Origin of the sequence: Campylobacter concisus (assembly GCF_002914195.1) — a bacterium.
Classification (GTDB): Bacteria; Campylobacterota; Campylobacteria; order Campylobacterales; family Campylobacteraceae; genus Campylobacter_A; species Campylobacter_A concisus_M.
The window spans coordinates 82,747-98,279 of sequence record NZ_PPAU01000048.1; the positions used below are offsets into that span (position 1 = coordinate 82,747).

Genomic DNA, 15,533 nt, shown 5'->3' on the forward strand with positions numbered 1-15,533 from the left:
TGATTGTAGCTTTTGGCTCTTTAAGGCTTAAAATTTTAATGTATTTAGATAAAAATTTAAAGCTTTATCTAAGCGTAAAAAGCGCTCTTTTATCAGCATTTAGCTATCATTGCTTAAAAATTCAAGAGAGAAAAATGCATAACCTAAACCAACTTTTTGTCTTTACGAACTCGCGTAAGATTCGTGAATTTAATGCAAGTTTTAATGATGAGCTAATCCCAAAAAGCCTAAGTATCGCTGAGTTTTATAAAAAGGTAGTTTATGTAGATGGTAGGTTTGAGATTGATAGCACCTATGTTTTAGTGCTTATGAATAGAGCCTGTGCTAGCGTCAAAAAGGCAAACTCTGTTCTTAAAATTCCAACTGAGTTTTTTGAATTTTTGAAAAATAATGACTATCTTTTTTCTTTTTTTAAAGAGCTAGCTATTAGTAAAAAGAGTATCGCTGAGATCAAATTTAACGATATTTACGCTAATTTTGAGGAGCATTTAAACATACTTGAAGAGGTTTTAAAAGAGTATGAGAGTTTGCTTGATAGAGAAAATCTCTATGATGATATAACCTTGCCAAAAATTTATAACATAAATGAAGCTTACATCAAAAGCTTTAGTGAAATTTCACTGCATATAGATGGAATTTTAAGTGAATTTGAGTGGGAAATTTTAGAGAAAATCTCAAAGCTAACTACGCTAAAAATTATCTTTCAAACTAGCGTTTTCAACACAAAGCTAATCAATAAAATAAAGCAAATTTCAGCTATTAGCGAGATTGAAAATTACAAAAAATATGAGCTAAATTTAAAGACAAATGAGCTAATTTGCTTAGAAAATATCAAAAAATTTGAGCCAGTTTTAGAAAAGCGATTTGCCACTAGAAGCCTGCAATGTGCCTACGCTATGGCAAAGGCGAGCGAGTTTGTGCGTGATGGAATAAAGCCTGAAAATATCGCTGTCATATTGCCAGATGAGAGTTTTAGTGAAATTTTAAGGCTTCATGATAGCAATAAAATTTTTAACTACGCTATGGGCGAGAGCTTTAAAAATACAAAATTTTATGAAGCGCTTTACTACATCACAAGAGCGATAAACGAAGAGGTAAGGCCGATTTTTGATCAAAATAAGTGTGAGAGCTACGAGGAGCTTGGCTTTATCTTGAACACGCTTAGCGTAAGTGAAGAGCTTTTTAATAAATTTAAATCAAGCTACTTTGATCTTTGTGACTTTGCTAAATTTAAAGAGCTAATAGACGAGCTTTTGGTGCTTGAAAATGAGCCAAGATGCGAAGAGAAGCTCGCGCTTGAGCTTTTTAGGATTGAGAATTTATGTAGGTATTTTAGCTTTAGCTTAAAGCAGTTAAGTGAAATTTTTTTGCTAAATATATCACGCCTTAGCATCGATGATGTGGGTGGTGGAAAGATCAGTGTCATGGGCATGCTTGAGAGCCGTGGAATGAAATTTGATGGTGTGGTCATAGTTGATTTTAATGATAACTTCATCCCAGCAAGAAGCACAAACGAGATGTTTTTAAACTCGAAAGTGAGGCAAAAAGCAGGACTTATAAGCTACCTTGAGCGTGAAAATTTGCAGAGATTTTACTATGAAAGTCTTATAAACAATGCCAAAAAGGTCGCCATAAGCTGTGTTTTAAACGAAGAGAGTATTCCTTCAAGATTTTTAAAAAATTTCAAAACAATAAAAGATGAGAAATTTAGTGACGAGGCGTATTTAAAATTATTTTTAAAAGGAAATACAAGCCTAAATTTAAGCGATGATGAGATCATTTTGGAGCATGATTTTTTTACTAAACCGCTATCATTTTCGACACTAAATTTATTTCTAACTTGCCCAAGAAAGTATTATTACGCAAAGATAGCTGGTATAAAAGGAGCAAAAGCAATAGCAACTGAGCCAGGATCTAAGCAAGGAAATAGCGTGCACAAGGCGCTTTATGAATACTATACAAGTAATTTTTATAGACAAAAAAATATATTTGATTTGACTATTTTTAAAGAAATGCTCGCAAAGCAAGATTTTTCTTCGCTTGAGCTTGAGATTTGGTCGCAGAAATTTAAAGAATACGCAGAGTTTGAAAATAAACGTTTAAGTACTGGCTTTAGAGTGCTTGATTGTGAAAAAGATATAGAGAGTGATTTTTGTGATGTAAAGATAAAAGGCATTATCGATAGGATCGATGCTAGCCCTGATGGCGAGCCTTTTATACTTGATTATAAAACTGGTGAGGCAAATGCGAACTCGCTTCAGCTTGCATTTTATGAAGCACTTTATGGTAGCGAGGTAAAAAGTGCTTATTTTGCCCTAAAGAATGAACCTGTGCTTATCAGCTCAAAAAAAAGCGTGGATGATCTAAAGGCTGAGATAGAAAATCTAAAGAGCATAAATAACACTAAGATAAATTTTGAAAGAAAAAGCGGAGCTTGTAAATTTTGCGAGTATGCCATACTTTGTAGGAGAGAGTTATGAAAGATTTTTTAGCCCTAAAAGCAAGTGCTGGAAGCGGAAAAACATTCGCTTTAAGCGTTCGTTATATCGCTTTGGTGCTTAGAGGCGAAAATATAAATGAGATCATCGCTCTAACCTTTACCAAAAAAGCGGCCAATGAGATGAAAGAGCGCATAATCGCAACTTTTTTGGACTTACAAAACAAAAAAGACGAGCTTGATAAGCTTTGCAAAGAGCTTAGTTTGAGCCAAGATGAGGTCATAAAAAGACGCGATGAGAAGCTTGATAGGTTTTTGCAAAGTGAGCTAAAAATTTATACATTTGATGCATTTTTCTCTGGAATCTTAAAAAAATTTAGTCAAAATTTAGGGCTTAGTCCTGATTATAGCGTGCAAGATAGTCTGCAAGATCTGGCATGGAAAAAATTTGTAAAAGAGGTAAGCAAAGATCAAAAGCTTCTTAGCGAGCTTGCACTCATGATGATAATCTCAAGTCAAAAAGAGGCGAGCTTTTCACAGACTTTGGCTAAATTTTATGAGAGCTTTGGCGGTGAGCTAAAAGATAGTGGTGCAAGCTATCCAGATGATAGCAAGGTAAGAGCAGCGCAAAAGGAGATAAATGAACATATAGCCTTGCAAAATGGTGCTAGCGATACGGCCAAAAAGACATTTAGTGAGCAAAATTTATTTGAGCTTTTTAAAAACAAGGTCTTTGAAAGAGAGAGCCTAGATTACCGCACTTTTAGCAAAATTTATACAAGTGGGCTTGATAGGCTCTTTAACGAGCTAAAAGAGGCGGCAAAAGAGTATATTTTGGAGGTTGAAAGATATAGACTTAGCGGTTTTAGCAAGCTCTTAAATGTTTATAAATACTCAAATTTAGAGCTAAATAAAGAGATAAATGCTCTAAGTTTTGCTGATATAAATAAGCTGGTCTTTAAGCTTTTGGTTGAAAATTTTGATAAAGATGTGCTTTACTTTAGGCTTGATGGCCGCATAAATCACCTTTTGATAGATGAGTTTCAAGATACAAACGTGATCCAATATGAGATCATCTTGCCAATTATCAATGAAATCGTTTCAGGATACGGACAAAACGGACTTGGAAGCTTCTTTTATGTTGGAGATACGAAGCAGAGTATCTATAAATTTAGGGGCGGTAAAAAAGAGCTTTTTGATAAGCTAGGAGATGATTTTAGTCAGATAGATATAGAAAATTTACCAAGCAACTACCGCAGTTTAAAGGCTTTAGTGAAATTTAATAACGCTATTTTTGAAGAAATTTATCATAGATATGGGCTTAGCTTTGAGCCACAAGAGCCAGCTAAAAAAGATAAGGAGCTAAACTACAAAGTAAGTGGCGAGTGTCCTTATTTTGAAGCCGAGGAAGATGACTATGGCTACTTGCGTGTGCTAAGTGACGAGGATATCGCGGGTGCAGCACTTTCACAAGTAAAAGAGCTACTTGCTGCTGGCGTAAATGCAAGTGAGATAACTGTGCTTTGCTGGAAAAATAGTGACATCAGTCTTATCTCAGAGGTGCTTAGCAGTGAGGGGACAAAAAGCGTAAATGAAGGCACCTTGGAGCTAAAGCGAACACCGTTTGTTGCAGCGATCATCGAGTATGCGAAATTTTGTCTTTTTGGTGAAGAAATTTATGAAAAAAATGTAAAAGCACTCGTAAATACAAATCCTAAAAGGCTAAAAATAAAAGCTGAAGATAGTGCGACAAAAAGCCTATTTTATCTAGCTAAAAATTTATATATAAATATGGCTGATGTTGATATTTTAAGGCTTTTTGAGCTAAGCAGTGGCTACAAAAATTTAAGTGATTTTATCTTTAATCTAGAAAATTTTAGTTCTAAAATCAGTCCTAAAAATGCTGACGGCGTAAAAATAATGACAGTTCATAAGTCAAAAGGGCTGGAGTTTGCTCACGTGATAGTTTGTGATATGATGAGTAAAGGCAGAGGCGATGACTCAAACTTTATAACCGAATATAGCGAAAAAGGCGAGTGGATAGTAAAAAGCCGAATTTCTGGCAGAGAAAATTTTGACCCTGAGTATGCTGATGTGTTAGAGCAAATGAGAGAGCTTGAGAAACAAGAAAATATCAATAAAATTTACGTTGCTTTCACTAGAGCTACAAAGTCGCTTATTATCATTAAACAAGCTACTCCAAGTGGAAATAGTCCTAGCTTTTTTTCTTTTTATACTAGAAGTGATAAAAGCGAAGTAAACGACTATCTTGATCTAAAAGAGTTTAGTTTTGGCAAAATTTTACCTAGCAAGAGTGAGCAAAAAGAGGCAAAAAAAGATGAAAAAATGCCTGAAATTTTAAAGATAGAAAGGCAAGATGTAGAGGCAAGAGAGCAAAAAACGAGCGGTAAAAATTTAGAGGCAATCTATTTTGGTTTAGCATTTCACTATTTGCTCGAGATGAGTGAAAAATTTGATGAAAATTCGCTTTTAAAAGCTAAAAGTTTAATACTAAATAAATTTTATAAATTTCTCTCACCTGATAGACTTGAAGATGCCTTTAAACGGGCAAAAATGCTAATAAATGAGCCAAAATTTTTAGAGTGTATAAAGGATAAAGAAATTTACAAAGAGCAGCCATTTAAAGTAAAAAATGAACTAAAACAGATGGACTTATTTTGTATTGGAGAGAGCGAAATTTGTGTGATTGACTATAAAACGACCGATAAAAATATCGAGGAAAATAAAAAACAAGTTGGAGAATACAAAGAGGCATTAAGTAAATTTTATCCAAAGCATAGTATAATTGCCGTCATCTTCTACGCTCTTGATGGAAAAATTTCATATATTGAAGTTTAAATGCTACTTAATTTAAGCTTTATAAAAGCATTGTTTAAATACAATCACAACTCAAAAATTAACTTGGCAAAGGTAAGAAAATGACAAAAATAACAAAGCCAAACGAAGTTAAACGAGACTGGATCGTTGTTGATGCAGCTGGTAAACGTTTTGGTAGATTGCTAACTGAGGTAGCAACTATACTTCGTGGCAAAAACAAACCATGCTTCACGCCAAATGTAGATTGTGGCGACTATGTTATCATCATAAATGCTTCAAAAGTAGAATTTACTGGTAATAACAAAGCTGAAGATAAACTTTATCACAGACACTCAGGATATTTTGGTAGCGTAAAGAGTGAAAAATTTGGCGATTTGATAGCAAATAAGCCAGAAAAACTATTTAAATTAGCTGTTCGTGGAATGCTTCCAAAAACTAAACTTGGAAGAGAGATGATAAAAAAACTAAAAGTTTATGCTGGCAGTGAGCATCCTCATACGGCACAAATAGCTAAAAAAGAAGGAAAATAATTATGGCAAAAGTTTATGCAACTGGTAAAAGAAAAACTGCCGTAGCAAAGGTTTGGATAAAAGCTGGAAGCGGTAAAATCGTAGTAAATGGTATGGATCTTAACACTTGGCTTGGCGGACATGAAGCTATAAAGCTTAAAGTAATTCAACCACTTTTAGTTACTAAACAAGAGAGCTTAATAGATGTAGTAGCCATAACTTTAGGTGGCGGTTATTCAGCACAAGCAGAGGCTTTAAGACACGGCATTTCACGTGCTTTAGCTGATATGGATGCTGATTTTAGAGCAGCGCTTAAACCAAAAGGCTTGCTAACTAGAGATTCTCGTGTTGTTGAACGTAAGAAATTTGGTAGAAGAAAGGCAAGAAGAAGCCCACAATTCTCTAAACGTTAATGATTTTTTGCAAGTGCTTTTGCATTTGCAAAATTTAAGTTGTGTAAATTTCAAATTTACATTGTTAATTAAATTATGATTTAGAGTCGGTTAAATTTTATTCAGTTAAAATGTAACCACTTTAAAATAAATCCTAAGAAAGGAATTCTAAATATGAAAAAGATTGCTTTAGCTTTGGTTGCCGCAACAGCGGTTTTTGCGTCTAACGCAGCATATAATTATGAAGTTACTCCAACTATTGGTGGTGTTCACCCAGAGGGAAATTTACGTGTAAAAGACCATAACTTCGTTGGTGTTAGAGCTGCTAGAAATCTTGAAGATTTCTTCTTTGATCAAGTAGAGCTTGGTGTTGATTACACTCAAAAAGCAAAAGAAAAAACAGGTAGCTTAACAAGAGAAGGAAGAGTTCTTAGATATCATGCAAATCTTGTAAAAGATATAGTTGATTTTGGACCAGTTAGTCTATATGGCTTAGTTGGTGCTGGTTATGAAGATGTCCCAGCTATTTTTGTTAAAAATGAAGATGGTGGTTTTGGTCAATACGGTCTTGGTTTAAGATATCAAGTAACTGATAGATTTGCTCTTAAAGCAGAAGCAAGGGATGCTATCAAATTTGAACACGCTGATCATAACCTATTCTATTCACTAGGCTTTGGCATCGGCCTTGATTCAAAAGCAGCTCCAGTTGTGGCAGCAGCTCCAGTTGCAGCAGCAACTCCAGCAGCAACTCCAGTTCTTGATGATGATAATGATGGCGTGCCAAATGATATAGATCAATGCCCTAACACTCCAGCTGGCGTAGTTGTTGATGAAAGAGGATGCGAAAAAGTTATCGTTCTTAGAGATTTAGATGTTAACTTTGCATTTGATAGCTATAAAGTTGGACCAAAATATGCAGCTGAGATTAAAAAAGTAGCTGACTTTATGGGCGAACACCCAGATTATAAAGTTGTACTTGCTGGTCACACTGATAGCGTAGGCGCAGAAGCTTATAACCAAAAACTATCTGAAAAAAGAGCAAAAGCAGTAGCTGATGTTCTTGCTGGCTATGGCGTAAGTGAGGATAAAATTTCAACAGTTGGCTACGGTGAGCTTAAGCCAATTGCTACAAATAAAACTAAAGAAGGCCGCGCGCAAAATAGACGCGTTGAAGCTACTTTCAATAAATAATCTTATTATTTAAGGTTACTTCTTTTAGGGGCTTAGCTTCGGCTAGGCCCTTTTTTATTTCTACGGAGAAAATAATGAAAAAAACCATACTTTTTGATTTGGACGGTACGCTTATTGATTCTACTTCTGCTATTTTAAAAGGATTTGATAGAGCTTTTTTATCCCATGGTAAAAAAGAGCCAGACCATAATATATTAAAGTCTTTGGTTGGTCATCCGCTTGAAATAATGTTTGAAAGACTTGGTGCAAGCAAAAATTTAATTGATAGCTATATAAAAGAATATAAAGCTTGCTACGAAAAAATTTACCTTGATGAGACGGTACTCTTAGATTATGCAAATGAAGCATTGAAGGAGGCAAGTAGCTTTGCTGATGTAAGTATAGTTACTACTAAAACTTCAAAATTTTCTATTATCTTGCTTGAGCATTTAGGGGTTATGAAATATATAAAAACTGTTATTGGAAGAGATGATGTTACTAATCCAAAACCAAATCCAGAGCCTATAAATTTGGCTCTAAATAGACTTAATAAAGATAAAAATAATGCATTTATGGTAGGTGATACCATTATGGATCTAATGGCTGCACAAGCCGCTTTTATTACAGGCGTGGGTCTAACTTGTGGATATGGTCAAAAGAGTGATTTGGAAAAATTTAGTAAATATATTTTCTCAAACCCATTTGAAGCCGTTAGCTTTATAAAAGGGGTTTAATAATCTAATATTCCTAAACTACTTATACTTTAAAGTAAATTTAACCTAACGTTTAGCTTTCTTAGCTATAAGATTTACTCCAAAAATTTATTACCTTTGTTTGGCGTAAAATATTTTAACATCTAAATTACTCTGAATAAATTTGCTTAAAAACGCTACTTTCATAGTAATTTTATCTTATTTAAAATATGAAAATTTGTCTAAAAATTAGCTAACTTCTAGGAGATCATAGATTTAAGACCCTGGCCACCTTTAGAGCGCTTGCAAATGCAAAATGTAAGTTATATCCGCCAAGCATGCCAGTGATTTCCAAGACTTCACCAATAAAATAAAGCCCCTTAACGTTAGAAGCTTGTAAATTTTCATCTAAAAATTCAATCTTTATGCCGCCTTTTGTAACTTCCGCTCTTTCAAAGCCAAATGTCCCAGCTGGGGCAAATTCATAAGCAAAAAGCCTTTTTATGATTTGTCTCTCATTGTCATTAAATTCATAAAAGGCTCTGTCTTTTAAGCCAAAATTTCTTAAAAATTCTAGCACAAACCTCTTTGGTAAGGGCAAAACCGAACTAAGTTGCTTTTTGCCATTTATTAAATTTTTCTCACTAAATTTGGACAAAAAATTTATGCAAATTCGCCCTTTTTGCCAAAATAGCGAGGCGCTTAGTATTGCTGGTCCGCTTATACCCCTATGTGTAAAAAGCAGATTACCACTAAATTTATGACTCTCGTTTTTGCTATTTATCTCCACATCTACGTTTAGGCTGACGCCACTAAGTTCTTTAAACCAAAACTCATCTTTTTGCACACTAAAGCCAACAAGTGCCGGCGCAATAGGCGATAGCTCAAGACCAAATTCACTCGCTATCTTGTAGCCAATATCGCTTGCGCCAAGTACTTTATAGCTTAGTCCGCCACTTGCGATGACTAAATTTCTAGCTCTAAATTTCTCATCTTTTGTCAAAATTTCAAAAATTCCATCTACTTTTTTAGCACCAAGAACTTCTTTGTTGTAAAAAATATCCGCTTTTTGTCTTTTCAGAAGCACGTTTAAAACGCTCTTTGCACCGCTATCGCAGAAAAATTGATTTTGCTTTTGCTCACTAAATTTAAGCTCGCTAAAAAATTTTAAAACTTGATTTGGAGTCAGTACTTTTAAAATTTGCTCTATAAATTTTTGCTCGCCAAGGTAGTTTTTAGCGCTTATAAAGCGATTTGTGATGTTACATCTGCCTCCACCACTTGCTAGGATCTTTTTGCCAGCACTGCTATTTTTCTCTAAAATTGCAACTTTTTTACTTTTTAAATTTGCTCCTAAAAATAGTCCGCTAGCACCAGCACCAATGATGATGACGTCGTAGATCAAAATTTCAAACTCTCTTTTAAAGCAGCCTCGCTTGTAAGGCGAGAGTCAAATTTGATTACTTGATTTTTCTCGTTTTTGTAATAATCGACTACACCTTTTTGGCTATTTAGTGACTCTAAATTTAAGCTTACCTCAGGGCTTAGATAGATATTTTTAAAAATTCTTGGATCGCTTAGGCTAAAGAGCAAAACAAGCCATATCACGCAAAGCACCACGCAGATAATGGCGAGCACTTTAAAGCCAAAGGCGTGCAAGATATACCCACCAAATGCACCTCCAACAAAGCTTCCTAGATAGCCAAATGAATTAAATACACCAAGGGCTGAGCCTTTTTGTGAGGATTTTACAAATTTTGTTGCAGTTGATTGCATGATGGGCTCGTGAAGGTTAAATCCTATAAAAAATATAGCAACTCCCAAAACGAAGATAAAAAGCGTAAAACTAATGGCAAAAATAGTGTAGGTTAGGGCAAAAAGCAGCGTACCAGCTATCAAGATGACCTTGCTAAGCCCCTTGCCATCGCCAAGGGCACCAGCTAGCCCCATAGCCAAAAAGCCAAGCACGGCGCCAAGTGTATAGACCTTGTAAAGCTCGCTGCTTTCGTAACCGTACTCTTTTACTAAAACGATAGGGATCACCAAAAATGCGATGCTTGCTAGCATCTTTTGCATAAAAGAGGTGAAATTTATGATCATGTAGTCTTTTTGTAAAAACAGCTTACCAAATGGCACTTTTTCACTTTTGGCACTCACTTTTATCTCTTTTGGCACAACAGTGTAAAGAAGCACAATGCAAAGTAAGCTAAGAGCGGCACTTAGGTAAAAGAGGCTTGAAAGTCCGTAGTCTTTGGCAAGAAGTGGCCCAAGTACCATAGAAAGCGTGAAACTAAGCCCTATAAAAGCGCCCATTATCGCCATGGCTTTTGAGCGTTTTTCTTCTGTTATATAGTCACTTATCATCGCAGTTGCAACTGCTCCGATAGCACCTACGCCTTGTAAAAATCTACCAAATAGCATGGTAAAAATATCGCTTGTAAGTGCACAAATTATTGAGCCGATGATAAAAACCAAAAGTCCGATCGTTAATGTTTTTTTGCGTCCTATCCTATCCGAGAGCGCTCCAAAAGGCACTTGAAATATCATCTGTGAGATCGCATAGACGCCTACTATTAGCCCTACTAAAAACTCGTTTGCTCCGCGTAAATTCAAGGCATAAAGGCTAAGCACTGGCAAAACTATAAAAAGACCTAAAAACCTACTTGCTATGATAAAAGATAGTGGTAAAACGCTTTTTAACATAAAATTTTCCTTATTTTTAAAAGGACTAAGTTTATCATTTTAACGCTAATTTAAATTTAAAAATTTAATCTACTTTTTTGTAAAATACGCCCAAAAATCAAGGAGCTCTTGCAATGAAGATCGTGCTTGCGACGTCAAATTTAGACAAAGTAAAAGAGATAAAAGAGTATTTAAAAGGCTATGAAATTTACGCCTTAAGCGAGGTTGTAAAGCCATTTGAGATCGTTGAAGATGGCAGCAGCTTTCAGCAAAATGCACTCATAAAGTCAAGAGCCGTTTTTGCAAAGCTTAAAGAGCAAGGGCTTGACAATGAGTTTATCGCTCTTAGCGATGATAGCGGTATTAGTGTAGATGCACTTGGTGGCGAGCCTGGGATCTACTCTGCGCGCTATTTTGACCTTGATAAAAATGGCAAGGTATGCGGCAAAAACGCAAATGACGCAAACAATAGAGCAAAGCTAATTAGTAAGCTAAAGGCGCTAAATTTAAAGAGCTCACCAGCTCATTACACCGCCTGTATCGCTATTAGCTCAAAATTTGGCGATTACACGACGCATGGCTTTATGTATGGTGAAGCGATTAAGCAGGAGCGTGGTACAAATGGCTTTGGCTACGACGCGCTCTTTATCCCAGACGGCTTTACTAAAACGCTTGGTGAGCTAGACAACGAGACAAAGCTTAAAATTTCTCACCGTTCAAAGGGACTTGAACTTACAAATTTCGTGCTAAAAAGTCTAAAGAAAAACTTTAGTTAAGCTCTTTTAGTCCTTTGTTGGCTCGCTCTAAAAGATCCCGTGCGCGAGGATTTTGCTCTTTTCCATTTAAAATTTCAAGCACTTTTTTGTAGTTTTGGGTAGCTTCGTCCTTTTGATTAAGCTTTGCTAGGTCGTTAGCGACCTCTATTAAAAGCTCTGATCGCACAAGCTCGTTGCCACTTAACTCTGGTGTGATATCAAGCAAATTTAACGCTAAAATGTGGTTTTCGTGGGCTTTGTCAAAGTCATTTTTCATGTAGTAGGCGTTACCGATGGATTTTATGCAGACGAGTTCGTCGTGCATCGGGGCATTTGGTGCATCGTCATAAATTTTTAGAGCTTCTTGAAAGCTAGCAAGCGCCTCGTCATATCTGCCAATGGCCTTTTGTGCCGCACCCAAGCTATGATAAGAGCGCGCTAGCAGTAGTTTGTCACTCCCTTTTGCCGCGAGCTCAAGCGCTCTTTTAGAAAGTTCAAGTGCCTTTTGAGGCTCTTTATTTACCATGCAAATGCTGGCGCCATTTATGAGCGAAGTGATCGCCTGCTGGGCATCGCCAGCCTTTAGGCATGCCTCGCTTGCTTGCGTGGCTAAATTTATAGCACGAGCTAAATTTCTATCACTTTTATAAAACTCATTTACGCTCTCTTGAACTAGCTCGTCGCAGCTACTTGCAAAGAGGCAAATAGGCGCTAAAAATGGCAAAATTTTCTTCATCTTTTTACCTTTAAAATTTGGCTTATTTTACCTTTTGAAGCTAGAAATTTATATTAACTTTGCTAAAATCACTAAAATTTTAAGGAGCCAAAAATGTCAAATATCTTAATCATAGGCGCGGGCGGCGTGAGCCAAGTCGCGACCGTAAAATGCGCGATGAACGCAGACGTTTTTAGCAAGATAACCCTTGCAAGCCGCACAAAAAGCAAGTGCGACGCGATCGCTAAATTTATCAAAGACCGCCTAGGCGTGCAAATTGGCACCGCCCAGATCGACGCTGACGACACCGATGCGGTCGTAAATTTAATCAAAAAAACGGGTGCCGAGCTGCTGCTAAACGTCGCGCTGCCGTACCAGGACCTAACCCTCATGGACGCGTGCTCTCGCGCCGGCATCCCGTACATCGACACCGCAAACTACGAGCACCCCGATACCGCCAAATTTGAATACAAGCTGCAGTGGGCGAAGGACGGCGAGTTTAAAGCCGCAAACACGATGGCGCTGCTGGGAAGCGGCTTTGATCCTGGCGTGACCAATGTATTTTGCGCCTACGCGCAGCAAAATCTCTTTGACGAGATCCACGAGATCGACATCCTAGACTGCAACGCGGGCGATCACGGATATCCGTTCGCGACGAATTTTAACCCTGAAATCAACCTGCGCGAAGTAAGCGCAAAGGGCCGCTACTGGGAGCGCGGCGAGTGGAAAGAGACCGAGCCGATGGAAATAATGTTCAAATGGGACTATCCGAAAGTAGGCGTCAAGGACAGCTACCTGCTCTACCACGAGGAGCTAGAAAGCCTCGTTAAAAACATCAAGGGGCTAAAGCGAATCCGCTTTTTTATGACGTTCGGACAGAGTTACCTCACGCATATGAAATGCCTAGAAAACGTCGGCATGCTACGAATCGACGAGGTCGAGCATAACGGCGTAAAAATCGTGCCGATACAGTTTCTAAAGACGCTATTGCCGGATCCTGCAAGCCTCGGCCCTCGAACGAAGGGCAAAACCAACATTGGCTGCGTGATACGCGGACTCAAGGACGGCAAAGAGCGTCAAGTCTATATCTATAACGTCTGCGACCACGAAGCTTGCTACGCCGAGACGGGCGCGCAGGCGGTGAGCTACACGACGGGCGTGCCTGCGATGATCGGCTCGATGATGGTAGCAAAAGGCATTTGGAGCGGCAAGGGCGTCTTTAACATGGAAAATTTCGACGCCAAGCCTTTCATGGATGAGCTAAATAAGCAGGGCTTGCCGTGGGAGATGATGGAGATGAAACCCGGCGAGAGGTATGAAGTAAACTAAAATTTTAGGCGATTTTCGCCTAAAATTTTAGTTTTTATCGTAATTTCTTTTATTGCGTTTAAAAGCTTGATGGATTTGACAGTACTTTTATCGGAATTTATACTCTCAAAAATTCTGATAAACTTATTTATCAAATTTTCACAACTGGAACATATCAAAAAGTTACTATTTAAACAACTTATAATGCCAAAGCAAAATTCCCAGTCATTTAGTATTAATTGTTTTAATTTTTCATCGTCTACTTTTTCAAACGCTTCAAGCTCCAATTCGTTTCCATTCTTTAAAAGATCTAAAATTCCCTCTTTTGTGCTAATTTTTGAACAATCAGACATATCCCTCAAGTTATCATCATACTCTATTAATGCAGGGTCAAATTCTAAAATTTTATCTATATCAGGATTATACGGCAAAATGGTATTGTAACTATTATTTTCCAATATGCCCTTCAATATATTAATGGCAAAATTATGGTATTCATCAGCTTGTGTCGGATTTCGTTCTTTGATAAACTCTATATAGAAAATAAAATTACTTACCCCTAAAACATACACCATATCAATATTGTCAGCAAGAAAATCTCTTATTTTATTGCAATATTCTCCATCATCCAATTTAAAGTCGTATTGCAATCTATGCATGTATCCATCCAATTTCTTAAGCTTATCTTCTTTAAATTTTATGATATTAACAACATCTCTAATCTTTTCATCATCTGTTATGGATTTTGTTATATAGCTTATGATTTCCTCTCTTATGTCACTTGGCTCAAGGTAATTTATTTGAGCATATTCTATAACCTCGTCAAACTCTTTATTTTTCTCGTTATCTTTAAGATTAGTAGTAAAGTACTTAAAAGAATATTTATCAAGCTCCTTAAAATCCATATTTAATTTCAAAGCATTTATAGTAGCTATTTCCATAATATCTTTTACTAAAATTTGCTCGGTGTATTTAAAATCCTTTAAATCTTTTTCTAAAAAGCCAAAATCATTTAGCGCAGCCACTACTCGTCTCATAATTCTTATATTATTTATGTTATGGTGTTTAAAATATTCGAGTGGATAATCCTTAAAAACCTTAAGTTTGTCTTCTATAATTTTATAGGTATTTTCCGCGGTAGGATTATAGTTAAATTCATAATCTACGATTTTATCTTTATATCTTTTGATATCATCTAATTTTAATTCCTCAGCATTAAAAATCATAACTATATGACAGTTTTTCTGTTCTTTTAATTCCGATATTAATCCAAATACATCTTTTACGCTTAATTTATTTGATAATCTTTCAAAATCATCAAAACAAATTACGATATTTTCGAAATCTTTCTTTTCAAAAAATGATATGCACCCAATAATTGCTGAGCCGAGCGTAGGTACAACCGAATCTAAAATTTTATCAAATTTTAAATATTTAGCCTTCTCTGAAACTTCAGATATAACCTTACTTGCCCTATAAGCTTGAAGTATAATCTCCTTTACTATCTGGTTAATACTATCCTTGCCGAATAAAGAAATATATACGAAACTTTTATTTAATTTCTTTGAATTGTCTTCTACAAATTTATGCCAAAAGTAAGTTTTTCCAACACCCCATTCACCATTTATCGTAGTGCAAACAGCATTTTCGTCTTTAAAAATCTGAATGAGTTTTTCTTTTATTTTATCTATTTCGTTTTTTTCCATTGTTAATTGCCTTAAATTTCTGCTTTAAAATTTTAAAAATTTCATGCTTTGAGAGCTCGTATTTGTCGTATATCACGGCGTTATCATCGCCGATAGGCTGCATGAGGCCATATGCTAGCCTGCCTTTTTTTAAATTTTATGTTTGAAACACTAATTTTGCGCTTGGCGTCTATCTCGGGGATGCCAATTTCGTTGATATCTTTAAAATAAAATTTCGCATTCTTGCCGCGTTTTTGTATGAAAAATCCGTCATTTTCGATTTTTCGGTATCACAGAATAAGAAACTAGGATAAAGAGGTAACTTCGGCGCAAGCTAACTTACTGGCGCC

Annotated in this window: 12 protein-coding genes; 8 read left to right on the forward strand and 4 right to left on the reverse strand. The window is 36.2% G+C overall.

Annotated elements, in window-relative coordinates; translation table 11 throughout:
• Nucleotides 1-38 precede the first annotated feature (38 nt).
• The 6 genes from CYP28_RS01380 to CYP28_RS01405 all read left to right on the forward strand — a co-directional run bounded on the left by CYP28_RS01380 (nt 39) and on the right by CYP28_RS01405 (nt 8,080).
• The gene (locus tag CYP28_RS01380; protein ID WP_258032475.1) at nt 39-2,480 is read left to right on the forward strand and encodes a PD-(D/E)XK nuclease family protein; all 2,442 of its coding nucleotides are present in this window, start codon (nt 39-41) and stop codon (nt 2,478-2,480) included.
• Nucleotides 2,477-5,296: a RecB-like helicase gene (locus CYP28_RS01385; RefSeq protein ID WP_103592815.1), complete on the forward strand. Its 2,820-nt coding sequence runs from the start codon at nt 2,477-2,479 to the stop codon at nt 5,294-5,296. Before CYP28_RS01380 ends, CYP28_RS01385 begins: the two co-directional genes overlap by 4 nt.
• Before the next feature lie 80 nt (nt 5,297-5,376).
• Complete coding sequence (rplM, locus tag CYP28_RS01390) at nt 5,377-5,805, forward strand: 50S ribosomal protein L13 (RefSeq protein ID WP_002939292.1); 429 nt, start codon at nt 5,377-5,379, stop codon at nt 5,803-5,805.
• A gap of 2 nt (nt 5,806-5,807) precedes the next feature.
• Entirely contained in the window at nt 5,808-6,197 is a 390-nt protein-coding gene (gene rpsI / locus CYP28_RS01395; protein WP_103592816.1) for a 30S ribosomal protein S9, read from the forward strand.
• Between the two features lie 153 nt (nt 6,198-6,350).
• On the forward strand, nt 6,351-7,367 hold the full coding sequence (locus CYP28_RS01400) for an OmpA family protein (RefSeq protein WP_103592817.1): 1,017 nt from the start codon (nt 6,351-6,353) through the stop codon (nt 7,365-7,367).
• Nucleotides 7,368-7,441: 74 nt separating this feature from the next.
• Entirely contained in the window at nt 7,442-8,080 is a 639-nt protein-coding gene (locus tag CYP28_RS01405; RefSeq protein ID WP_103592818.1) for an HAD family hydrolase, read from the forward strand.
• Nucleotides 8,081-8,306: 226 nt separating this feature from the next.
• Here CYP28_RS01405 and CYP28_RS01410 read toward each other — a convergent pair whose 3' ends face one another.
• The gene (locus CYP28_RS01410; protein ID WP_103592819.1) at nt 8,307-9,443 is read right to left on the reverse strand and encodes an NAD(P)/FAD-dependent oxidoreductase; all 1,137 of its coding nucleotides are present in this window, start codon (nt 9,441-9,443) and stop codon (nt 8,307-8,309) included.
• On the reverse strand, nt 9,440-10,741 hold the full coding sequence (locus tag CYP28_RS01415; protein WP_103592820.1) for an MFS transporter: 1,302 nt from the start codon (nt 10,739-10,741) through the stop codon (nt 9,440-9,442). Before CYP28_RS01415 ends, CYP28_RS01410 begins: the two co-directional genes overlap by 4 nt.
• Nucleotides 10,742-10,854: 113 nt before the next feature.
• Here CYP28_RS01415 and CYP28_RS01420 point away from each other — a divergent pair, with 113 nt between their 5' ends.
• Entirely contained in the window at nt 10,855-11,496 is a 642-nt protein-coding gene (locus CYP28_RS01420; RefSeq protein ID WP_103592821.1) for a non-canonical purine NTP pyrophosphatase, read from the forward strand.
• Here the strand turns inward: CYP28_RS01420 and CYP28_RS01425 are convergent.
• Entirely contained in the window at nt 11,489-12,211 is a 723-nt protein-coding gene (locus tag CYP28_RS01425) for a tetratricopeptide repeat protein (RefSeq protein ID WP_103592822.1), read from the reverse strand. The genes CYP28_RS01420 and CYP28_RS01425 overlap by 8 nt on opposite strands.
• Before the next feature lie 93 nt (nt 12,212-12,304).
• On the opposite strand from CYP28_RS01425, the gene CYP28_RS01430 reads away from it, so the two are divergent.
• Nucleotides 12,305-13,519: a saccharopine dehydrogenase family protein gene (locus CYP28_RS01430; protein ID WP_103592823.1), complete on the forward strand. Its 1,215-nt coding sequence runs from the start codon at nt 12,305-12,307 to the stop codon at nt 13,517-13,519.
• Here the strand turns inward: CYP28_RS01430 and CYP28_RS01435 are convergent.
• Nucleotides 13,516-15,204, reverse strand: a complete 1,689-nt coding sequence (locus CYP28_RS01435) for a P-loop NTPase fold protein (RefSeq protein ID WP_103592824.1) — start codon at nt 15,202-15,204, stop codon at nt 13,516-13,518. The genes CYP28_RS01430 and CYP28_RS01435 overlap by 4 nt on opposite strands.
• Nucleotides 15,205-15,533 lie beyond the last annotated feature (329 nt).